Origin of the sequence: Virgibacillus ndiopensis (genome assembly GCF_900187325.1) — a bacterium.
GTDB lineage: Bacteria > Bacillota > Bacilli > Bacillales > Amphibacillaceae > Virgibacillus_E > Virgibacillus_E ndiopensis.
In genome coordinates, this window is the sequence record NZ_FZMZ01000006.1 from 424,277 (window position 1) to 446,859 (window position 22,583).

General features: G+C 37.2%; 23 protein-coding genes. 10 read left to right on the forward strand and 13 right to left on the reverse strand.

What is annotated here, in order from left to right; translation table 11 throughout:
• Nucleotides 1–34: 34 nt before the first annotated feature.
• Both CS937_RS14750 and CS937_RS19535 read left to right on the forward strand, forming a co-directional pair.
• Entirely contained in the window at nucleotides 35–1,711 is a 1,677-nt protein-coding gene (locus CS937_RS14750) for a peptide ABC transporter substrate-binding protein (RefSeq protein WP_245835761.1), read from the forward strand.
• Between the two features lie 194 nt (nucleotides 1,712–1,905).
• Nucleotides 1,906–2,076 carry a hypothetical protein gene (locus CS937_RS19535; RefSeq protein WP_176555850.1) on the forward strand — a complete coding sequence of 57 codons (171 nt, stop codon included), beginning with the start codon at nucleotides 1,906–1,908 and terminating at the stop codon, nucleotides 2,074–2,076.
• Nucleotides 2,077–2,472: 396 nt separating this feature from the next.
• Here CS937_RS19535 and CS937_RS14755 read toward each other — a convergent pair whose 3' ends face one another.
• From CS937_RS14755 to CS937_RS14770, 4 genes are all read right to left on the reverse strand, one after another.
• Nucleotides 2,473–3,696, reverse strand: a complete 1,224-nt coding sequence (locus tag CS937_RS14755) for an NAD(P)/FAD-dependent oxidoreductase (RefSeq protein ID WP_099159237.1) — start codon at nucleotides 3,694–3,696, stop codon at nucleotides 2,473–2,475.
• Entirely contained in the window at nucleotides 3,689–4,027 is a 339-nt protein-coding gene (locus CS937_RS14760; RefSeq protein WP_099159238.1) for a (2Fe-2S)-binding protein, read from the reverse strand. Before CS937_RS14760 ends, CS937_RS14755 begins: the two co-directional genes overlap by 8 nt.
• On the reverse strand, nucleotides 4,024–4,293 hold the full coding sequence (locus tag CS937_RS14765; RefSeq protein ID WP_099159239.1) for a (2Fe-2S)-binding protein: 270 nt from the start codon (nucleotides 4,291–4,293) through the stop codon (nucleotides 4,024–4,026). Before CS937_RS14765 ends, CS937_RS14760 begins: the two co-directional genes overlap by 4 nt.
• 65 nt (nucleotides 4,294–4,358) lie before the next feature.
• On the reverse strand, nucleotides 4,359–6,083 hold the full coding sequence (locus CS937_RS14770; RefSeq protein WP_245835762.1) for a sigma-54 interaction domain-containing protein: 1,725 nt from the start codon (nucleotides 6,081–6,083) through the stop codon (nucleotides 4,359–4,361).
• Between the two features lie 272 nt (nucleotides 6,084–6,355).
• Here CS937_RS14770 and CS937_RS14775 point away from each other — a divergent pair, with 272 nt between their 5' ends.
• The 6 genes from CS937_RS14775 to CS937_RS14800 all read left to right on the forward strand — a co-directional run bounded on the left by CS937_RS14775 (nucleotide 6,356) and on the right by CS937_RS14800 (nucleotide 13,427).
• Entirely contained in the window at nucleotides 6,356–7,537 is a 1,182-nt protein-coding gene (locus CS937_RS14775) for an NAD(P)/FAD-dependent oxidoreductase (RefSeq protein ID WP_099159240.1), read from the forward strand.
• The gene (locus tag CS937_RS14780) at nucleotides 7,538–8,560 is read left to right on the forward strand and encodes a proline racemase family protein (protein WP_099159241.1); all 1,023 of its coding nucleotides are present in this window, start codon (nucleotides 7,538–7,540) and stop codon (nucleotides 8,558–8,560) included. It begins immediately after the preceding gene.
• Between the two features lie 15 nt (nucleotides 8,561–8,575).
• Complete coding sequence (locus tag CS937_RS14785) at nucleotides 8,576–9,484, forward strand: proline racemase family protein (RefSeq protein WP_099159242.1); 909 nt, start codon at nucleotides 8,576–8,578, stop codon at nucleotides 9,482–9,484.
• An 87-nt stretch (nucleotides 9,485–9,571) separates the two neighbouring features.
• Complete coding sequence (gene nhaC, locus CS937_RS14790) at nucleotides 9,572–10,996, forward strand: Na+/H+ antiporter NhaC (RefSeq protein ID WP_099159243.1); 1,425 nt, start codon at nucleotides 9,572–9,574, stop codon at nucleotides 10,994–10,996.
• Between the two features lie 12 nt (nucleotides 10,997–11,008).
• Nucleotides 11,009–11,902 carry a 4-hydroxy-tetrahydrodipicolinate synthase gene (gene dapA, locus CS937_RS14795; protein WP_099159244.1) on the forward strand — a complete coding sequence of 298 codons (894 nt, stop codon included), beginning with the start codon at nucleotides 11,009–11,011 and terminating at the stop codon, nucleotides 11,900–11,902.
• 40 nt (nucleotides 11,903–11,942) lie between these two features.
• Nucleotides 11,943–13,427: an aldehyde dehydrogenase family protein gene (locus CS937_RS14800; protein WP_099159245.1), complete on the forward strand. Its 1,485-nt coding sequence runs from the start codon at nucleotides 11,943–11,945 to the stop codon at nucleotides 13,425–13,427.
• Between the two features lie 94 nt (nucleotides 13,428–13,521).
• Here the strand turns inward: CS937_RS14800 and CS937_RS19840 are convergent, their stop codons facing one another.
• From CS937_RS19840 to CS937_RS14820, 5 genes are all read right to left on the reverse strand, one after another.
• Complete coding sequence (locus CS937_RS19840; RefSeq protein ID WP_176555851.1) at nucleotides 13,522–13,692, reverse strand: hypothetical protein; 171 nt, start codon at nucleotides 13,690–13,692, stop codon at nucleotides 13,522–13,524.
• A gap of 200 nt (nucleotides 13,693–13,892) precedes the next feature.
• Nucleotides 13,893–14,087, reverse strand: a complete 195-nt coding sequence (locus tag CS937_RS14805) for a hypothetical protein (protein WP_099159246.1) — start codon at nucleotides 14,085–14,087, stop codon at nucleotides 13,893–13,895.
• Between the two features lie 78 nt (nucleotides 14,088–14,165).
• Nucleotides 14,166–15,500 carry an RNA polymerase factor sigma-54 gene (gene rpoN, locus CS937_RS14810; RefSeq protein ID WP_099159247.1) on the reverse strand — a complete coding sequence of 445 codons (1,335 nt, stop codon included), beginning with the start codon at nucleotides 15,498–15,500 and terminating at the stop codon, nucleotides 14,166–14,168.
• Between the two features lie 153 nt (nucleotides 15,501–15,653).
• A complete protein-coding gene (locus CS937_RS14815; protein ID WP_099159248.1) occupies nucleotides 15,654–16,151 on the reverse strand; it encodes a GNAT family N-acetyltransferase in 498 nt (165 codons plus the stop codon).
• Between the two features lie 80 nt (nucleotides 16,152–16,231).
• On the reverse strand, nucleotides 16,232–17,713 hold the full coding sequence (locus CS937_RS14820) for a glycine betaine uptake BCCT transporter (RefSeq protein ID WP_099159249.1): 1,482 nt from the start codon (nucleotides 17,711–17,713) through the stop codon (nucleotides 16,232–16,234).
• Between the two features lie 153 nt (nucleotides 17,714–17,866).
• Here CS937_RS14820 and CS937_RS14825 point away from each other — a divergent pair, with 153 nt between their 5' ends.
• On the forward strand, nucleotides 17,867–18,484 hold the full coding sequence (locus CS937_RS14825) for a hypothetical protein (RefSeq protein ID WP_099159250.1): 618 nt from the start codon (nucleotides 17,867–17,869) through the stop codon (nucleotides 18,482–18,484).
• 90 nt (nucleotides 18,485–18,574) lie between these two features.
• Entirely contained in the window at nucleotides 18,575–19,096 is a 522-nt protein-coding gene (locus tag CS937_RS14830) for a hypothetical protein (RefSeq protein WP_099159251.1), read from the forward strand.
• Nucleotides 19,097–19,137: 41 nt separating this feature from the next.
• On the opposite strand, the gene CS937_RS14835 is transcribed toward CS937_RS14830, so the two are convergent.
• From CS937_RS14835 to CS937_RS14850, 4 genes are read right to left on the reverse strand one after another with little or no spacing between them, the layout of a single operon-like run.
• Nucleotides 19,138–20,382, reverse strand: coding sequence for an ABC transporter permease (locus CS937_RS14835; protein ID WP_099159252.1), 1,245 nt, complete (start codon nucleotides 20,380–20,382; stop codon nucleotides 19,138–19,140).
• Nucleotides 20,375–21,301, reverse strand: coding sequence for an ABC transporter ATP-binding protein (locus CS937_RS14840; RefSeq protein ID WP_099159253.1), 927 nt, complete (start codon nucleotides 21,299–21,301; stop codon nucleotides 20,375–20,377). Before CS937_RS14840 ends, CS937_RS14835 begins: the two co-directional genes overlap by 8 nt.
• A gap of 4 nt (nucleotides 21,302–21,305) precedes the next feature.
• The gene (locus tag CS937_RS14845; protein ID WP_099159254.1) at nucleotides 21,306–22,172 is read right to left on the reverse strand and encodes an ATP-binding cassette domain-containing protein; all 867 of its coding nucleotides are present in this window, start codon (nucleotides 22,170–22,172) and stop codon (nucleotides 21,306–21,308) included.
• Nucleotides 22,173–22,175: 3 nt separating this feature from the next.
• Complete coding sequence (locus CS937_RS14850) at nucleotides 22,176–22,577, reverse strand: GntR family transcriptional regulator (protein WP_099159255.1); 402 nt, start codon at nucleotides 22,575–22,577, stop codon at nucleotides 22,176–22,178.
• Between the last annotated feature and the right edge of the window lie 6 nt (nucleotides 22,578–22,583).

Consider the following 22,583-nt stretch of genomic DNA (forward strand, 5'->3'; position numbering starts at 1 on the left):
CCATTTATATCAGTTAAATTGGAGGGGAAATTTTATGGGGAAATTGAAATCACCACTGATTTTGTTATCGATTATAGTAATGGTAATTCTTTTACTAACAGCTTGTTCGTCAGGGAATCCTGCTATTTCAGAAGGTAGTGGCGACAATTCTACAGAAGGTAAGAGCAATAAAGAAAGTAGTGAACTGGCCGATGAACAAGTTTTAGACATTAGTCTTTCTGCAGAGCCACCGACACTCCATCCTGCAAAACTAAACAACGTGACATCAATCATAGTACTTGATCAAATTTTCGATGGCTTGACTCGGTTAGGGCCTGATGGTGAACCAGAACTAGCAATGGCATCAGATATCCAAGTATCCGATGATAAAAAAAGGTATACATTTACTATCCGCGAAGATGCTAAATGGACCAATGGGGATCCGGTCACTGCAAAGGATTTTGAATACGCATGGAAGTACCAATTAGATCCAGAAAATGCCGAAGCACCAAATGCTTACTTGTTTTATATCATTACTAATGCTGAAAAAGCTAAAAAAGGTGAGGTTGCTGTAGACGAAGTGGGAATTAATGCTGTTGATGACCATACATTAGAAGTTACATTAAAGTACCCTGTTCCTTATTTTAAAAAATTAATTGCAGGTGCATATTTCTACCCTGTTAATCACAAAGTTGCTGAGGAAAATCCTGACTGGGCACTAGAAGCTGGTAAAAATTATGTCACCAATGGACCGTTCAAACTCGTTGACTGGGAACATAAAAACAAACTTGTCTTGAAAAAATTTGAGGATTATTGGGATGCTGAAACAGTGAAGTTAGAAACAATCAATATGCCAATTATCACTGATCCTAATACGGAACATAAAATGTATCAACAAGGAGATCTAGATTTTGCTGGGAATCCAACTGGAAAACTACCTCTTGCAGCCATTCCAACTCTTAAGAAAGAAGGCAAGTTGAAGGCCGACTTTATGGGCGGTACGTACTATTATACCTTTAACATAAAGGAAAAACCATTTAACAACGTTAACATTCGAAAAGCATTTACGTATGCAATAAATAGAGAAGCAATTGTTGAAAACATAACACAAAGTGGAGAAGAACCAGCATTGAATTATATCGCACCAACAATTTGGGACGAATCAGAACCTTATTTCAAAGACAATGACATTGCGAAAGCAAAAGAACTGTTACAAATTGGTTTAGAAGAACTTGGATACAGTAGTGTAGATGAATTCCCTGCGATTACACTTTCATACAATACATCTGAGGAACATGCTGCAATTGCTCAAGCCATCCAAGATATGTGGAAAGAAAACCTTGGTGTTGAAGTAATTCTTGAAAATAATGAGTGGGGTGTATACCTAGACAAGCTTGCCACAGGAGACTATCAAGTTGGGCGATTAGGTAATAGTGTTCAGGTAGCTGATGCTTACACCATGTTGGAAACCTATCAAGAACTAAGCGGTGATAATTATACGAACTGGACTAGTGGTGAGTTTAATAAATATATGGAAGCTTCAATTACAGAAACAGATCCAGACAAACGTACAGAATTCCTAAAAAAAGCCGAGGGAGTATTAATGGATGAAATGCCAATATTGCCACTCTATTACTATATGAGTGCGTATGTCACCAAAGACTATGTTCATAATATTAAGGTACGAAATGGCTACATTCAATTTAAGTGGGCTTATATCAGTGAACATTAATGTTATAAAAGAAATATAGATCAAGTGTACAAAAGTTATCTGTTTAACAATAATAAGGGATTAATACCTAAGGGACAACTTTACTAATGATATTAAGTTGTTTAATTGGGATTAATCCTTTTTTGTCAGCCTAAAACGCACGAATTATTGGAGGTGTTATTTTGATCAAGTTGAAGAAATTAGAATAATTAAAAGTGGATTCTGAAATAACTAATCAAGCTTTTTTACACAACCTTGATTTTATACAACTGGAATTATCAGAATTAGCTGTAACTACTACAATGCCTAGTCTTGCTGTTACATTAGGGAAAAGATCTCATCTCTCACATGGAAGAGCTATTGAAAAATGTGGTATGCCAATTTGACTATGGTGCTCTTTATGAAAGATACTATCCGGATATGGAACGTACAGTTTCGATAGGTGAGCCAGTAGAGCAATTAAAAGAAGGAAATTCAACAGAATATTTTACTTCTTTAATAAAAATTGTACAGATAATATAAAAGCAGGATTAACAGATACTGAAGTAGATAAATTAATACGAGAACACATAAGTGGGTGTGGTTACAATGATAAATCCCAGCCATAGTATTGTTTTTAAACTACATGTAAAACCACTATTCTCCATTCAGCATGACAAGGTATTAAAATCTCATATATGGAATCCTATCATTATCTAAAACCCTCTATTTATACTATTAAATGACCTTGATTTCCATTGAAATGATATAACCAGTATCGAAATGTTCGATACTGGTTAGTATTAATGAACTAGCTTTTTAACAGATCTTTCATATTCCTTCCATTGCTCCTTCAATATTCTTTTTCCTTTTTTCACTTCTGGATGAAATTGAATATATGCTTTATCTCTTGTTAGTTCAATAGATTGAATGGAATGTTGGATATCTACATCTAATCCGCTTATCCCAGCATTTTCTGCTATCGACAATCCAGCTGTAACCCCTTGGGCTATAGCAACTTTTGCCCCCTCAATACCGGTAATATTGCCCGCAACGTATAACCCGTCTAACGTTGTTTCCATACGCTCATTATGTAAAGGGACATAACCGCCTAATTCGTCAATTAAATAAAATGGGCATCCTGCAACTGCGGCTAATTCTGTCAATGGGTATAGTCCTCCGGCAATGCAGACAAAATCACAAGCTATGTTTTCCTCACTTCCAGAGACTACCTCGCCATTCGCATCTATTGTTGCCGACGTTATCCCTTCTACTTCACCGTCACCGTAAATATTAATTACTGCTTTCCTTAGCTGGATCGGGATATCCCACATTTTCACACCTTCTTTAGGATAAAAAGTAACACCCATTTTTTTCATGAAATCATTTTTCATAAGTTTGCTGCCAAACCGAATAAGCGGAGATGGCGCCATGTGGGATACGTGGAGCAGGGATTCCAGCACATCTTTTGGTTGTGCAGCATTTTTCGTGATTTTGTTCAACTTTGGTAATGTCAGGCAAGCAACGTCAATTCCCGCTAGCTGTAATTCCATGGCAATTGCAGCAGAAAGAACATTTACACCAATGATGACCCCTCGTTCTCCCGGCTTAACCCTGTGAACGTTTGTCATCACTTGTGCCGCGCCAACAGACATAACCCCGGGTAATGTCCAGCCTGGTACTGGTACTGGGGATTCAGCAGCTCCTGTTGCCAGTAATAAATGATCTGTATTAAATGTATGTTTATCTGTATAAATTACCCAACTTTGATCCAATTTTTCTATGTTATTTACGGGTGTATTCAATTGAAATTGAATACCTAAGTCTACTGCATGTTCATATAAACTAGTGGATTCTTGAATACCATTCCACCATGATCCATTGGGTTCTTCGTAAAGTTGCCCCAAGAGTCTACCACCTGGCTTCATGTATTCATCTATGATCAAGACCCCTAAACCTTTTTTAGCACATGTTATTCCTGCAGATAATCCTGCAGGTCCTGCCCCGACAATGATAACGTCATTCATTTTCAGCACTCCAATCCCTTACCGGTGTTGGAAGCTTTCCTCCACTTTCAATAACCATTCCTGCTTGAAGTGGTGTAAGGCATGCTCGAACACCTTGCGTTCCATTTACTGTGACTCTGCATTCGAAGCAATGACCGATATTACAATAAATTCCGCGGGGCGAACCGCTTTCTTCATGGTAACGAAGGGTACGGATTCCGTTAGCTAAGAGTGCAGCTGCAATTGATTCACTTTCCAGACCTTCATAGTTTTTATTATTAAATGTAAACGAAATATATTTATTGTCTTGTAAATTACCAAGTACAGGATGTTCTAGGATTCGACGGCTCATTTATCCTGCCTCCCTAAATCTCCAAAAGTGATTGGACGTATTGGCGGTTGATATTTTAATGATATTTGAGTGCGCTCTTGCGCTTTAATAGTTGAAGCAACCGTGTCTACCATGCCTCGGCACGTTCTGCCACCGCAATATCCCATGCCAGCTCTTGTACGGAGCTTCAATTCTCTTGGGGAGCAATTGTATTTAGTAGCTGTTTGTAACAACTCTTCATATGAAACTTCTTCACATCTACAAACAATCATTTCTTCTTCTGTCAATTGGATCACTCCTATTTTTATGTATGTACGTGTTATACATGCAAGAATGATGCCAATAGTAGCGATTAAACTTTTATACCTAACTTATTTATACGATTGTAAAGTGTTGCCCTTGTGACCTGAAGATTTTTAGCACATAATAGTTTATTTCCGCCTACCCTATCCAGTTCTTTAAGAATAATATCTTTCTCTAACTCTTGAACTCTTTCACTCAATGAACGATTGTCAACACCGGAGAATATCTTGAGTTTTTCATTGGGTTTATGTGTCACATCTGTTTCGAAGGGGAGGTCATCCAATTTTATTTTACCATCTTCTGAGAATACAATGAGTCGCTCGACAGCGTTTTTTAGTTCCCTAATATTACCTGGCCATGGATGCTGAAGGAGTGCCTGCATTACACTCTGTGAAATTCCATGAATTGGTCGGTTGTATTTTATGGATATTTCATGTAGGAAATAATGTGTTAGTTCGATGATGTCTTCTAGGCGTTTTCTTAGTGGTGGAATTTCTATGCTTACCACATTTAAGCGGTAATAAAGGTCTTCTCTAAATTTACCTTCATTTACAAGTTCATTTAAATCGCGATTTGTTGCTGCTATAACTCTGAAGTCTACTTCTTTTTCCGTTGTTCCTCCAACAGGATAAAACTTTTTTTCCTGGAGCAACCTTAAAATTTTTACTTGCATCTCCAGTGGCATTTCGCCAATTTCATCTAAAAATAATGTTCCACCTTTTGCAAGTTCGACTTTCCCTTTTTTTCCTTTTTGGTCAGCACCAGAAAATGCCCCTTTTTCATATCCGAAAATTTCACTCTCGAATAGGGAGGAAGGGATGGCACCACAATTGATGGCTACGAATGGGGAGTTTTGAACTTCGCGTATGGTATGCACTGCCTTTGCAAAAAGTTCCTTTCCGACACCGCTTTCACCATGTATCAATATATTCGTGTTCGTGGATGCTGCTTTTCTTACTTTATTGATCGTTCGTTTTAAAGCTGGGCTATTCCCTCTGATTTTGATGAAAGGATCTTCCGTAGACGTTAATTTATTCACTTCTTTTTCTAAATTAAAGAGCCTTTCCGTAGTATCATATAATTCTTTGTTTAATTTGATTTGACTTGTGATGTCTGATTCAGATACGACTGCACCAATGATTTTCTTATTAAAATACACTGGGTTTGAGTTTATTAATACAACTTGGTTTTCTCTTGCTTTGTGCTGACTATGATGAACGGAGGTGCCACTTTCTAGTGTATTTAATATTTCTAAACGATCGGGATTAAAAAAGTCAGTTATGGATTTTCCGATTATTTCTTCTTGTTTGACTGAAAAAATTTGTTCGGCACCCTTTGTCCATGCCACTACATTTTTATTATTGTCAATTACTGTACAAGATTCATCTATTGTATCGAGAATCGTAGAAATGTATGCCTGTACGTACCGATATGCCACGAATAATTCTTTACATAGCTCCTTAGAACCTACATAACCAAGAATCTTTTCATTCTGATCCATAGCCAAAATGTACTCATGCTCTTCCAATTGTTCTATGACACTAGTAATTTCATCATTTACCGTAATGACACCACATGTCAGGTACTTCAATTGATTTGATTGCTCCTCAGGCATGATGTAGTATAGTTCATTCCCGCTAACAAGAAAAACCTTTTTGGGATATTCTGATTTTGCGAACGAATCTACTTCACTTTCCATCACGTTTTCACTATCCACTATGACGAACTGGTTATTGATAAAATTTTTGATATCTAAAAAATTTGAAAAAATCATGTCATTCAATCCCTTTTTATGTATAAAAAAATTTACACGTTAAAATTATTTTTACATAGTTAAGTTGGAATATCAACATTATTTTGAATTATTACTAAGTTATTAGAGGTTCATTTCGACATTTGCAAATATGTTAACTTCCGGCACAGTTGACTCCGACCTCTAATCTCTAGCTACTGACTTCGAAAAAATTGTGGCGTTAGTCCGAGTTTTTCTAATTGGCATAAAAGTTGCAGTAATTAGGATGAATTCTTTTTAGAAAGGGGGATCTTATGAATAACACAATACATAGAGATGTGATCGTGATTGGTGGTGGCATAATAGGCGCAGCTATCTCTTACTATTGCTCAAAAGCAGGGATTGATATTACAGTTCTTGAGAAAAAAGAATTAGCTAGTGGTACTTCTTCCAGATGTGACGGAAATATCCTAGCAATTGATAAAGATCCTGGATTTGATAGCCAAATGTCATTAAGAAGCCAGCAATTAGTGCATGAATTAAATAAAGAATTGGAAACCTCATTTGAATACCGCAATCCTGGCAGTATTCTTGTTTGCGAGAATGATAATGAATTGGAAGCTGCACAAAAATGGGTACAACAGCAGCAGGAAGCGGGTCTAGACTTCAAGATGTTGGACCGGGAAGATTTGCGGAATGAGTCAAAGTTTTTTGCTGATGATTTATACGGTGGACTGGAATGTAAAACAGATTCAACCGTGAACCCTTATATGCTAACGTATTCCATGTTTTATAGTGCACAGAAACATGGGGCGAGAATACATACACACACAGAAGTAAAACGGGTTAACAAAGACCCTTCAGGTCGCTTTGTAATAGAGACTAATAACGGAACTTTTACTGCTAACAAAGTGGTAAATGCTTGTGGAGTGTGGGCTCCGCTTATTGGTGAAATGCTGAATGTTGAAATACCAATTAAGCCAAGAAAAGGTCAATTAATCGTTGCCTCAAGACAGAGGCTGGTTGGATTGAGAAAAGTGATGGAGTTCGGGTATCTTATTTCAAAGTTTGGCGGGGAGCGAGTAGTAGATCCAGTAACGGAGAAATATGGTGTTGCATTAGTGTTCGAACCCACGGAGAGTCAGAACTTCTTAATCGGAAGTAGCAGGGAGTTTAACGGATTTGATATCAAAGTAAACCATGAAGTGACAAAATATATCGCAAAAAGGGCTGTTAGATTCTATCCTAAGATGGCTGATATGACTGTTATTAGGCAGTATGCTGGTCTCAGACCGTGGACCGAAGACCATCTTCCAATTATTTCTCATGTTGATGAAGTCCCGGGATTCTATGTGGCTGCTGGTCATGAAGGGGATGGTATCAGTTTAGCTGCAATCACTGGAAAGGTTATTGAAGAAATGATTTCTGGCAAAGAAACGACTATACCAATTGAACTGTTACGCCATGATCGATTTAAGGAGAGGGTGATCAGTTAAATGAATTTTCAACGATTGTTTGAAACCATTGATACACATACTGGAGGAAACCCAACAAGAACGGTTCTTAGTGGTTTACCTAAGCTCGAAGGCGATACCATGTCCGAAAAGATGCTTTACATGAAAAAACATTATGACTGGATCAGAAAATTTTTAATGAATGAACCAAGAGGTCATGATGTAATGTCCGGTGCTTTAATGGTAAATCCTTGTCACTCGGATGCTGATATAGGTGTCATTTTTATTGAGACAGGTGGCTACCTTCCAATGTGTGGACACGATACGATTGGTTTTTGCACGGCTCTTGTTGAAGCTGGGCTAATTGAAATAATGGAACCATACACAAACCTTAATCTAGATACACCAGCTGGATTGGTGAAAGTAAAAATCAAAGTTGAAAATGGAAAAGCAAATGAAGTAACGTTTACAAATGTACCTTCATTTTTACTGAAATCAATTGAAATCGATGTTGAAGATGTTGGTCATGTGCAATGCGATATCGCGTACGGAGGGAACTTTTACGGAATTATTGATGCCCGAAGGCTGGGGCTTGATTTAACGACTGACAACGCCTCAACCATTATTGAGCAGGGTATTACAATACGCAATGCCATTAATGCGTCGGTTGAGATTGTTCACCCTGAGCATCCATTTATTAAAGGTTTGACACATATTGAATTTTATACAGATCCAGTCCATCCAGAGGCAGATCTTAAAAATACAGTAATTGTCCCACCTGGTGGAATTGATCGTTCTCCATGTGGTACAGGTACTTCGGCTAAACTTGCTGCCATGTTTAGCAAAAACGATATTGGTAAAAATGAGTTATTTATTTATGAAAGTATCGTCGGCACGCTGTTTAAAGCAAGCATCTTGGAAGTAACAACTATCAAGGACCATAAAGCAGTTATCCCAGAAGTAACTGGTTCAGCATGGGTGATGGGGATGCACCGCTTTTTCTATAACGAAAAGGACCCATTACGGGAAGGGTATTTACTTATACCGCCTATGGAAGGTCATTAGGGAGGAGGTATTCACATGAATTTTGAAAAGATGTTTTCAACTATTGATACACATGTTGCTGGTGAGGCATTCAGAATTATTATACATTCCGCAATAACGTTGAATGAAAGTAGTTTAGAAATGAATCATGCCTCTATAAAGGAAAAGTACGTTCATGAGAAGGAATTGTTGCTGAATGAACCTCGTGGTCACCGTGGGATGAACGGCCTTATCGTGGCTCCTTCTAGGGTGGCTGATTTCGCTTTGCTGTTTGTCAATCATGATAGTGGAGTCCGGTTTAAATATGGTGGTTTAGTGACAACCGTAACAGCCTTATTAGAGACGGGAAATTTGGCTAAAAAGGAAGATAACGTATATGAAATTGAAACAGTAAATGGGATACATTTGGTCTATGCAACGTATGAGGATCAGGAAGTGGAAATGGTCCGCTTTGAAAGTGAAGAATGCCGCGTTATGGAAACTACCGAGGAATATGAATTAGTCGAAATAGATAGCAATCGAAATTATTTAATTTATAGTTTGCCAGATTCGATACCAGGTATTCATATGGATTATTTATCTTCCATTATTAAATGGGGTAAACAAACTGCTGAAAAAGTAAAAAATACGATTCAGTTCGATGGCATTTTGATTAGGGAACTTTTAGTAAATGGCGTTCGTTCGGTTACTTTTGAAAACGATGGAAGTATATTACGTTCTCCAGGTATAGATAGTACATTTGCTATTTTTACAGCATTACTAAATGGGTCCGGTAATTTAACAAAGCTTACAAACCAAAGTATTTTTGACAGTAAATTGACTGCTAGATTAATTGCAGGAACGGATAACCGATTTTCCGTGGAAACACGAGGTTTTGTAACCGGCACACATCAGTTTATTTATGATCAGGAAGATCCGCTAAAAAGTGGATTTTTATTGAAATAATTAAAGGGGGGCTTCAATGAATCGATTTCAATGAAAACGTTTGCCCGGAAGGAAGTAATGATCATTAATAATTAGGGAGAGTGAATAATGAGCGCGGAAAAAAGATTGCCAACGTTACCAGAAGTACTATTTGTACTGATTGCCTTTATTGTCATTATGTTTTTGTTTGTTGTGCAGCTGGGAATTCCTATTCAACTTGCACTGCTAACAACATGGTTTATGATCATGCTAGTTGGTCTCCGAATTGGCTACACCTATGCGGAAATGCAGGATGGTATTTTAAAAGGGATTAACGATGGGTTAGAGGCTGTACTTATCCTAATTTCAGTTGGTGCACTGATTGGTACATGGATAGCAGGTGGTGTCGTCCCTAGTATTATTTATTATGGGTTGTCAATTATTGACCCTACTATATTTTTAATGGCTGCTTTTATAATCTGTGCTATTACGTCGTTAGCCACTGGTACATCGTTTGGATCGGCTGGAACTGCTGGTATTGCAATGATGGGAATCGGCGCAAGCTTTGGATTTCCGATTGCGTTAGTTGCAGGTGCAGTTATATCGGGATGTTATGTCGGGGATAAACTTTCACCATTATCTGACACTACTGTCATGACAGCATCTTTATCTAAGGTTAATTTAATTGATCATATTAAATCGATGTTATTCGTAAGTACACCGGCATTTATAATAACTGCATTGCTGTTTCTTGGAGCGGGATTCCTTTTTCATAGTGGTGATGGCGATTTAAGTCAAGCAAAGTCCACGATGGTTTCATTAAGTGAGTATTTTAACATTACTTGGTATATGTTAATTCCTGCAGCTATTGTAATACTGTTACTCGCACTTAAAAAGCCTTCCATACCAGTTATTTTATTTGGTGCGTTACTAGGATCTATATGGGCATTTCTTTTCCAAGATGTGGCCATTTTAGACGCTGTCAATAGCTTATATTCAGGTAATAACATTGAGTCCGGGGTAGCCTTCATTGACAATCTATTAAACCGCGGTGGTATTGAATTCATGCTTGGTGTCATTGTATTAATTCTATTTGCCCTTGGAGTAGGTGGATTAATGGAAAAGATAGGTATTTTGAAAGTAATTTGCATTAAGATGCTAGCGTGGGCAGACAGCGCGGGAAAGACTACATTAACAACTTTAATTTCTGGCTTTTTCGGTAATTTCTTTGGTGGGGCCGCTTACGTATCCATCATTACAGCGAGTAAAATTACCGAAGAAAATTATGATCGCTTGAATATTGATCGACGTGTACTATCAAGAAACACGGAAGCAGGGGGAACGGTTACAACGCCGATGGTACCATGGTCTGATGGCGGTGTATTCATGGCTGCGACACTTGGTGTATCAACAATGACTTACCTACCGTTTCTTTGGTTTAACTTTTTAGTTGTAGCAATTTCTATTATATATGGTTTTACAAATAAATTTATTTGGTACACAAACTCGACTAAAAGAGATGGTGTTACTGATATAAAAGAAAACATTAACTAGGAGGAAATTATAATGAAAAAACTTGAAGGCGCATTTCCAGTTCTTATTACACCAATGAATCAAGATGGTGAAGTTAATTATAATGGATTGAAGCAGAACATCGAACACTTTATTAATGAAGGTGTGGCAGGAATTGTTGTTAACGGAAGTACAGGGGAATTTGTTAGTTTAACGAAGGAAGAAAAGTTTAAAACAGCTGAAGCGGCGGTAGAACAAGTAAATGGCCGTATTCCACTTATTGTCGGAACTGCAGCAGAGACGACAGCAGACGCGGTGGAGTATACAAAACATGCCGAGGCAGCGGGTGCAGATGCAGCATTGTTGATCAACTCGTATTATGCTCATCCAAAAGACGAAGAAATCTATGTGCACTTTAAAACAATTGCTGAATCAGTCAATTTTCCAATTATGATTTATAACAATCCATTCACATCGGGTGTAAATATAGGTACTGAAACAATATTAAAGGTTGCACGCGACGTAGACAACATTACCCACATAAAAGAATCAAGTGGAGAAATAAGCAAAGTTCGCGATATCACTAGACAAGGAAAGGGATTTTTAAAAACATTTTGTGGGGCAGATGACTTGGCATTGGAGTCATTTTTAGTAGGGGCAACCGGCTGGATTTCTGTAGCAGGAAACATCGCACCACGATTGGCTACCAATCTTTTTAATACGGTCCAGGAAGGCAACCTTGAAAGGGCATGGGAACTGTATGATCGAATTCTACCACTTTGCAACTTTATCGAAGGATCTGGCAAGTATGTACAAATTGTGAAAAGGGCTATGGATTTACAGGGATTGGCAGGTGGGCCATCACGTAAACCAAGACTTCCGTTACCAGATGAGGAAGATGTGAAATTGCAGGACATTTTAAATAACCTACTTGTCTCTGAAAAATAAAGTGGCATTTTAAATAATTTTAAATGGGAGGACTTTTATAATGATTACTTCACAAGTCGAGTTAAAACCAAAGGTAAAAGAATTTTTAGAAGGAAAAAAAGAACTATATATTAATGGTGAATTTGTTCCATCGGTTAGCGGGAAAACATTTGATGTTTATAATCCGGCAACAGAAGAGGTGCTTGCACAAGTGAGTGAAGCGCAAGCGGAAGATGTTGATAAAGCCGTAAATGCAGCCCGTAAAGCGTTGGAAGAAGGAGAATGGACAAACTTAAGTGCAGCAGAACGTTCACATCTCATTTATAAATTTGCCGATCTAATCGAACAAAATAGAGAAGAACTTGCTCAATTGGAATCTTTGGACAATGGAAAACCGTATTCAGTAGCCTTGGAAGATGATATTGATGGTACTGCCGAACATTTTCGTTATTATGCAGGTTGGGCGACGAAAGTTCTTGGTCAGACAGTACCAATTTCTCCTGACTATTTAAATTACACATTGCATGAACCTGTTGGCGTTGTTGGGCAAATTATTCCTTGGAACTTCCCATTATCAATGGCTTCCTGGAAGTTGGGTGCGGCACTTGCTACGGGTTGTACGGTAGTATTAAAACCAGCTGAACAAACCCCCCTTTCGTTGTTATATGCAGCTAAGCTATTAAAAGAAACTGGATTTCCAGACGGAGTAGTTAACTTCGTCCCAGGTTTTGGGAAAACAGCCGGTGCAGCAATTGTTGACCACGATGACATTGACAAGTTAGCTTTTACAGGATCAACAGCTGTTGGTAAATCCATTATGCGTAAAGCAGCAGAAAGTGTGAAACATGTCACCCTTGAACTTGGCGGGAAATCTCCTAATATCATTTTAGAAGATGCCGATGTTGAAAAAGCAATAGAAGGTGCGTTTGACGGTATTATGTATAATCACGGACAAAACTGTAGTGCTGGTTCACGCGTGTACGTTCATCGAAAACATTATGAAAGAGTTGTTGAAGCGTTGGCAAAGCTTGCCGAAGAAGTAAAGCTTGGCAACGGGTTAGATTTAGATACAGATATGGGTCCGATCGTATCCAAGGAACAGTTTGACCGTGTACTAAATTACATCAAAAAAGGAAACGAAGAGGGAGCTAGACTCGTCGCTGGTGGTGAAAAGGCTTTTGACAAAGGATATTTTGTCCAACCGACCGTTTTTGTGGACGTAGAAGATGACATGACAATAGCCAGAGAAGAAATATTTGGTCCTGTTGTTACAGTGCATCCGTTTGATACGACAGAAGAAGTTATTAGACGAGCAAATGATAGTGTATATGGCTTAGCTGCCGGAGTGTGGACGGAAAATATTAAAACAGGTCACCAAGTTGCACATCGCCTGAAAGCGGGAACAGTTTGGATCAACGACTATAACCAGGAGAATCCAGCTGCTGCGTTTGGAGGTTACAAGCAATCCGGGATTGGACGAGAAATGGGGAACTACGCATTGGAAAATTATACGGAAATAAAAAGTGTGTGGGTAAACTTACAATAGAAAATAGATGTCCTTCATTGGGTTGTTACCCCCAAAAGTTAGAGTTTTTATTATGCTGCTGATTGGCTGGATTGAGTTCGGTATTTGACTGGACTTAATCCGGCCAATTTTTCTTTAATGTCACCACCCATTGGTTGTGCTGATAATGCCAACCTTGATCGGAATGGATGGTTGTGCGATAAGTTGCACGATTCTTTATGATCTCTAACGTTTCTTTTAAAGGTTCCATGACAAGATCTAACGTTGGGCGTTTTTTTGATTTCATAAGCAACAATTTCCCCGTTATAAAGGTCAAGAATCGGATTTAAATATAACTTCTCTTCGCCTAGACACTTTAATTCTGTAATGTCGGTTACTAATTTTTGAAGGAGGGATAGTTGTGCTAAAACGGCGGGATAACCGGTTTCTCGCTACTTTTCCAACCTTCCCCTTATAGGACTGTTTCTAACGTAAATTTTACCGCATCTAATTTAAATTCAACAGAATACCCTTTCTTCGTTTCAATCCATCCATACCCAATGCTTTATAGGTACTCACCCAGTTTCTTAATGGGGAAGTACTAGGCATACTATATTTTTTCGTCAATGATTGAAATCCAAGATTACCATACAAATACTTGGTGACAAGCTTTATTTTAAATTCTTCACTATATTTGGCCACAAAAACACCCCGAAAGTTAGGATTTTCTACTCTAACTTTCGGGAGTCGTTACCTTGGGCAGCTATTTTTATTATCGTTTTAAATAATTGTTTTTCGCTTTGAAGAAGACAAGATATTTAATTCCTCTCTATACTTTGCGACTGTTCGTCGAGAAATCGTTATTCCGTTTTGTTTTTTAAAATAATCGGCTATTTTTTGATCAGAAAGCGGTGTGCGTTTGTCTTCCTCATTAATTAACCTTTTCAATAACAATTTAACTTTAATAGAAGATGCATTGTTTTCGTTATTTGTTCTAAGTTTAGAAGTGAACAAGCGACGCATTTCAAATGACCCATTTGGAGTCTGAATTACCTTGTTGTTTGTTGCACGACTAACAGTAGATTCGTGCATGCCGATCTCATCAGCTATTTCTTTTAACGTCATTGGTTGAAGAAAAGTAAAACCATTATCTAAAAAATTCCGTTGTTTTTCAACGATTACATTTGTTATTCTTAATATAGTAGATTTGCGCTGTTCAATACTTTTCACTAGCCACATGTATTTTTGATAACTTTTGTTGATATAGTTTGATACTGATACATGGCTTTTGTTGTTTATTAAGTCCTTATATTGTTGATTTAGTTGAACTTTTGGCAAATATCTATCATTCATAGAAATAACGTAATCCCCATTAGTTTTTTCAATTGTTATATCTGGGTACAAATAGCTTGTTTCAATGATAGAGAGCTTGGAACATGGCTTTGGATCAAGTGTTTGAATACAATCTGTAATTCTTTTGATTTCCATTAATGATATGTTAAGGTTTTCTGATATTTTCTTCCACTTTTTGTTTGCTAGTAATTCAAAATAGTCTTTGATTACGCAAGCAACTAATTGTTCTTTAGGATAATACGCTTTTACCTGTAAAAGTAAACACTCCTTCAAATTCCTGGCCCCGACACCTATAGGTTCTAAATTTTGTAAAAATTTGATGCTGTTTTCAACGACTTGTTCGGGTATTGCTAGCTGTGTGCCTATTTCTTCATTTGTTATTGATAAATATCCATTATCATCTAAATTGAGAATTAAATATTCCAAAATGGATTGTTCTTGTTTACTAATGTTAAGCCACCGTACTTGTTCCAATAAATCTTCATGTAGCCCACGATCATCTGTTGCGATAAAATCTAAAGGATTGTAAGTATCCTCTCCATTATGGGTGTATTGTGTTCGATTGTAATCTGGCTGCTCTCTATCTGCTAAATGACTTTCCCATGGATTCTCTTCCAATTCTATTAGGGGGTTATCGACTATTTGTTCGTGTATAAATTGTGATAATTCAAGCGTGGAATATTGTAGTAAGGCAATTGCTTGTCGAAGCTCCGTTGTCATCACCAGATTAGCAGTTTGCTTTTGGAATAATCCAAGTTCCATCAATATCACTCCCGCGTGTATGCGCTTTCAAAATGGTTGATTATCTTTTAGACATTTATATACTAATATATTATTAGATTTAGAGTATTTTGTATATAGTTTAAATGGAAGTTATATAAAGTAATATACTTATATGTAAAATCAGAAATAATGTTAAAGATTAAGCACCATAAGCTCCTCATCCAGATATACATTCTCAACTTTCAACGCTTTCCTATCAATTCCATATGTCTTAAATCCAAATGATTTATAGAGTCTTTTTGCCGGTTCATTGTTTGCAACAACAGACAAATAAACCTGTTCAATCCCATCCATTTGTTTTATCACTTCAATCGCCTTTACCATTAGATTCCTTGCCGTTCCACAACCACGCTTTTCGGGAGTAACATACATAGCATAAATGTTTGCTCTATGCTTAATTTTAGTCCTTTGTTCCCTCACTACACTAACTACCGCTACTAGTGTTTCACTTTCAAATGCCCCAAGAGTATAAGAAAAATCCTCCTCCAATCTGTTTTGAACCTTTTCTAAAGAATATCTTTTTTCTTCTTCATAACTAGATGCAAAAGCTTCTGGATCAGCTTGTAATGCTTCAAGTCGTATTTTTAGGTATGCTTTAGCATCTCTTGAATTCAATTGTCTAATCTTCATCTCATTTCTCTCCCATTTAATTATAAGATCAAATAACCTCGTCCAAAAACATGTATTAGGTATGGACGAGGTTGTGTGTGTTATTTTTTAGACTGCACTTCGTTACTTAATGCTCTGAACAATGCAATAATCATCAATATCATGACAAAGGAAAAAGGCAGTGCGGCGACAATAATTGTATTTTGTATTGCTGTTAACCCTCCAACATAAAGTAAAATAAGAGCTACGGCAGATTGTGCAATACCCCAAGCTACTTTTATATTATTCGGTGGTGTTAGTGAACCATTAGTTGATTGCATACCTAAAACGAAAGTTGCTGAGTCAGCTGACGTGATAAAGAAAGAAGCAATAAGTAATATCGCAATTATAGATAAAATAAGAGCTAGCGGTAAATTGTCAAACGTGTTGAATAACACAAGTTCCGTTGCATATTGCGTTAAATCAACACCACTATTCTGCACATTACCTGCTGTTGTACCGAATACAGCAAACCAGATGGAAACAAAAAGTGTTGGTATAACCAAAACTCCGATCAAAAATTCACGAACTGTACGTCCACGAGATATCCGAGCGATGAACATTCCAACGAACGGTGCCCAAGAAATCCACCATGCCCAGTAGAAAATTGTCCACCCATCTAGCCATGATCGATTGTCACCTTCAAGAGGTGCAGTACGAAAACTCATTTCTAGAATATGTTGTAAATACAAACCAAATGTCTCCGTAAACATATTTAAAATAAGCAATGTCGGACCAACGATTAATACGATAATCAACAACAGTACGGCTAGTATCATATTCGTGTTAGACAAATATTTAATTCCTTTGCTCAGACCTGACCAGGCCGAGATTAGGAACAAAATTGTAACGATAAGAATAATCATAAATTGGGATGTAAAACCAACCTCAATACCGAATAGATGGTTAAGTCCACCATTAATTTGCACAGCACCAAAGCCAAGTGATGTTGCTACACCAAAAACTGTAGCAAAAACAGCAAGTACATCAATTAAGACACCAAAGGGCCCATTCATTTTGTCACCAAAAAGCGGCTTCAATGTTGCAGAAATTAAACCAGGTTCTTCTTTACGGAATTGGAAGAATGCTAGAGACAGTGCAGTAATGGCATACATTGCCCAAACATGAAGACCCCAGTGGAAGTATGCGTAGGAGAGCCCTTCCTTAAATGCTGCACCAGATCCAACTTCCGATGTTGGAGAATCAACAGCATAATGGAATAGTGGTTCAGCAGCACCATAGAATACAAGACCGATTCCCATACCGGCTGAGAATAGCATGGCAATCCATGTAGCAGTGGAAAAATCCGGCCGTTCATGATCCTTCCCAAGACGAATCCTTCCGTATGGACTAAGTGCAATGATTATTGAGAAAATAACCATCGCGGACATGAGCAACATGTAATACCAGCCAAAGGTCGTTGCTACGAATGCTTTAATACTGCCGGTTATTGCCTCAAATTGAGTAGGGAAAATAGCACCAAAGGCGACAGTTAATATAACTAAAACGGTAGTTATGTAAAAAACTTTTGAAACTTTCTTCATGAATCCTCCTAAAAAATTCGACATTATTACGATTATTAACATTATCAAATTCCCTGATGCAATGCAATTTATGGGTTAATAGAAAAAGGAATTTTTTTATACTATCTAGAATGTATAATTATAGATTCTATTAAAGTGTTTGGAGGATTTCTGTTGAGAAAGACTACATTTTTGGTTATAATAATTTCTTTTTTATTAAGCTTTATCAATGGTTGTAGTAGTGAAGAAGAAGTAGGAGTAGCTTACATTTCAATTGATGAGGATTCGGGGTATAGGAGTACTTTTAAAGAATTAAACTTAGGCAAGGTGTATGACTTTGAGTTTAAATTAATGCAAGCAGATAAAAGCTGGGTTACTATTTGGGTGGAGGGTTACAGAAACGGAGAAAAGATAAAACCAATTCACTTGACTAATCTTTCATATGGATTAAGTCCAAATAAGGTTGATGATGGTCATTTGGGATTTGGAATAATAAATCCGCAAAATAAGAATCCTTTATTTTTTCTATATGCACCAGGTGTGAATTTGCAACCACATCAAATAGAAAATGATATTCTGGATTCAAAAATGGCTGGAACATGGAATTATGCAATCGGAGACGAAGAGACTAAACTTGAATTAGGAAAAACAAGAATATTAGGTGCATACAGACAAGTAGAAAAATCGTATAAGTCATCATATGATTTTGACGATCCAGATGCTGTTAAGCAAATGATAAAGGAAGATAAAACCGTTCTTTTACTAAAGATTAAGGTAGAAGAGAAGGAATAGCTTAAACTTTACAAGGAGTAATGGTTATGAAAAAGCGTAGTAAAAAACTAAAACTAGTCTTTGTGGCTAATAGGGGTGTTCGTCCTCCTAATGTTTGGCGTTAATTGGCTATACCCTTTTTCTGTTCTAAGTATTAATAAAGCATATACATATGATCCAGATAATGTGGTGGTAGATCAATACAAAAAGAACGTAAATAACTTTAAGGAGTTTTATAATAAACAGTCTAAACAGCCGAAAGCAGAGAATATAACTACAGATCGTGTTCGATACATTCTTGAGATGTTTGAGCAACCCTGGTTAACGGCAAAAGGACCAGTTAAAATAACTATACAAGATCTCGATAAAATTATGTTTGTAGTGAAGGAAGAGCGAAAAACATTGTTTGATTTGGCATTTAGTGAGGATTATGGTGAACGAAGCAAGGAGTTTCTAAAAATGACAATTCAAATTTGTTTTGGTATAGAGGATGCGATTGAATCAATAAAAGACCCTCTTTTTAATGATAGGAAAACGATTAATATTCAAATCCGTAATCTTTATATGAGCTTTATTACTGCCTTTGATCGGTTTACTACATTCTATGAAGCAAATGTGAATGATGAATTCTAAAATAAAGAGTGGAGTACCATTTTGTACTCCACTTCTTATCCTTACGCTCGAATCCATTTCCAAATCTCTTTTGGCGAAGCATTTTTACCATACATTAAAATTCCCGTTTTAAATATTTTACCTGCTAGTTTCATACATAACCATACACTAACAATTAAAATAACCAAGGCAATTACAATTTCGATCCATGGCCACTCGTCTAGCATTGACAAACGAAGGAGCAGGACGCCTGGGGATGTAAATGGTATATAGCTTCCGAGCTGTGCAAGAAAGCCGCTTGGGTCATTAAGAACGGGTCCGATAAAGATAAATGGTAAAAATGGGAGCATCAGCAGCATACCCTGGAAGTTCCCTGCTGTAGTGATATCGGATAGCGTTGCACCAATTCCAACAAAAATGGATGCAAACAACAGATATCCTAAAATTGCTACAGCAACTAATAGTATTGTTTGGGGAACGAGTAAATACTCAAATATTGGAATATCTGTTTTCCATATGGCAACTGGTAATGCAACCACAAGAAGTACGATACCTTGAGTAAGTCCTAATACAAAGTAACCTAGAATTTTTCCTTGCATCAATTCAGCTGGTGTGAGAGACGATAAAATGATTTCAGCAATTTTGTCTTTTTTCTCTTGTGAAGCACTTTGAAAGATATTCATTCCGGTTAGAACAATCATAATTAGGATGATTCCAGCAAAAATTCCGGGTACAATGCGCCTCATTGAATCTTCTTCTGTTTCTTGGTCAGCTCCTGATTTCCCATCGCTCACAGCGCTATCATCTGCGGTTGTTGCCTTAAATTTCAATCCCTTTGAAATAGCTGTTAGTTGTTCATCCGATAAATTCAGCTGTTCCATCTGCAGGGAGCGAATTGGTGCTGTCAATACGTTTACCTCACTCGTAAACAAGGAATCAATATCTTCACTTGTGTAGACTGGTATGACTCCATTGGCTAATGCTTTATCATTTAGAAAAATGTATGCTGTATTTTCACTCGAATCTATCTTATCTTTTATTTCGGACTCTGTTAAGTCGGTTGGCTGCATTTCCCAATTTAGTCCACTTTGTTCAACTGTTTCCTGCAAACTAGAGAAAACATTTAACTCATCGTTAACAAAAACGTTTGTAGCTTCAGTATCCTCTTTATCTGAATCTCCAAAAATACTTGGCATAAAGAAGAAGAATAACATAAGTGCCGGCGTTAAAAATAGTGAAATGATAAACGATTTATTTTTCATGTTTCGCTTAATTTCCCATTTGGCAACCTTTAAAGTATTACGCATGTGCCACACCTTCTTCCTGCAGTAAGTTTTTATCTGTAGCAATATCAATAAATATTTCATGTAGCGAGATACGGTCAATCGATAGTTCCTGAACTACTAAACTATCAGGTAGATTTTTTAACCAATTCGTAGCTTGAACATCTTTAGAAAGATAGAGAATCGATGTATCATTATCCTGTTCAACTCGTTGTACATTAGGTATACGCTCTAGCTCAACATGATCGTTTTTACCGCGAATCGTGCATTTGAAATTTGCATATTGTGTTTTGACATCGTCCATATTTCCGTAGATAATTTTTTGCCCCCGATGAATCATAAATAAACGATCACACATTTCCTCTACAAGATTCATTTGATGTGAGGATAAGAGAATTGCCGTCCCATTTTCTGCCAAGTTACGTATTTCATTTTTAAATAACTCTTGACTAACGGGATCTAGACCTGAGAAAGGCTCATCTAAAATGAGCAGTTCTGGTTCATGAATTATCGAGGCGATGAATTGTACTTTTTGTCCCATCCCTTTTGATAGCTCTTCAATGGATACGTTTTCTTTTCCTTCCAAGTCAAATTTTTTAAGATAGGCTAGTGCACGTTCTTTGGCCTTTTTTAACGGATAATCTTTAAGCTCTGCTAAATAAAGTAGAATATCCATTACTTTTACGTTTTTATACAAGCCCCGCTCTTCAGGTAAGTAGCCGATTTTATGTCGGGGAATGTTCTCATGATTTTGGAACGTAATTGTTCCCTCATCGGGGTACATAATCCCCATAATATTACGGATTGTCGTTGATTTACCAGCTCCATTTGGACCTAAAATTACCATGATTTCTCCTTTTCTTACATCGAAGGAGATGTTTTTAATAATTTGCTTGTCTTTAAACGACTTTCCTAATTGCTCAACAGATAATACTGTTTTCATAGGCTTACCCTTCCTTTCCTTTGTTTACTAGGTAGGTGACAATGTCTTCTAAATCTACTGCACTGCGATTATTCCATGCAATATCGTTCTCGGTAAAAAATTTCTCCGTAGTGGCTGGGTTGTTTGAAATAAGTTGATGGTTTTCTCTTGAGACCTCTCCGGGTATTGTGCTTTCTGGAAGTGTGTCACTTATCCAATAACGTGCGTAACGCTCTGTTAGCGTTTCTTTTTCAAACGTACCAACATGCCTCCCGTTTTGTAATACGCATAAGTAGTCAGAAAGTTTCTTGATATCACCAGTTTGGTGACTTGCGATTACGATTGCACGTTCATCTTGATCGATCCAGTCGACCAACAAATCTATAAATTGTTTTTTTGACGGTATATCCATGAACGATGTGGGTTCATCCAGAATTAATAAGGGCGTGTTTCTAGGGATAGTTAATGCAAGGCTTAGTTTCTGTTGTATCCCTTGAGAAAGTTTTCTGTACCGTTTATTCAACGGAATGTCAAATAGCTCAACAATTTTAGTAAACAATGCATCATCCCAGTTAGGATATAAAGGGGAAGTCAAACCTTTCAGCGTATTCCCTGTATAAGCATTCCAACCAATTCTTGTTTGAGGAAGGTATGCAATTTGATTTTTCCAGCTTTCATCCTGACCATAGACAAATTTATCAAATACCTTAATATTTCCCATATCAGGATTTGCTAAATTCATAATGAGTTTGAGTAATGTACTTTTTCCAGAACCATTATTTCCGACTAAAGCCGTTATTGTACCAGGATCAATGTGCAAGTCAATAGGCCCTAACTGAAAGTCATCGTCTATTTTCTTTTGTAAATCATTTATTTCTAGCCATGTTTTCATGAATTAATCTCCTTTCCGACTTGATCGTTGTGAACGTATAACTTCTTGAAAAATCTCTTCAATCTGATCAAGTGAATAATCATATTGAACTGCTGTATCGACGGCTTTTTCTATGGTTTGATAAACGGATGAGATCTTCACTTGTTGCTTCGTAGCATCCTCTATTTCAGCAACAAAGGTTCCTTTTCCTTGTGATGTACGTATAAATCCTTGGTGCTCTAAATCCTGGTATGCTCTTCTGGTTGTAATAATGCTGATTTCCAGGTCTTTTGAAAGTACACGAATAGATGGTAAAGGTGTTCCCGCGACTAATTGTCCACCAGCTATAAGTGCTTTTAATTGGTTTACTATTTGATGATAAATTGGCTCTCTGGAATCTTTCGAAAGCCGTATCGGTAGTTCCACGGCACA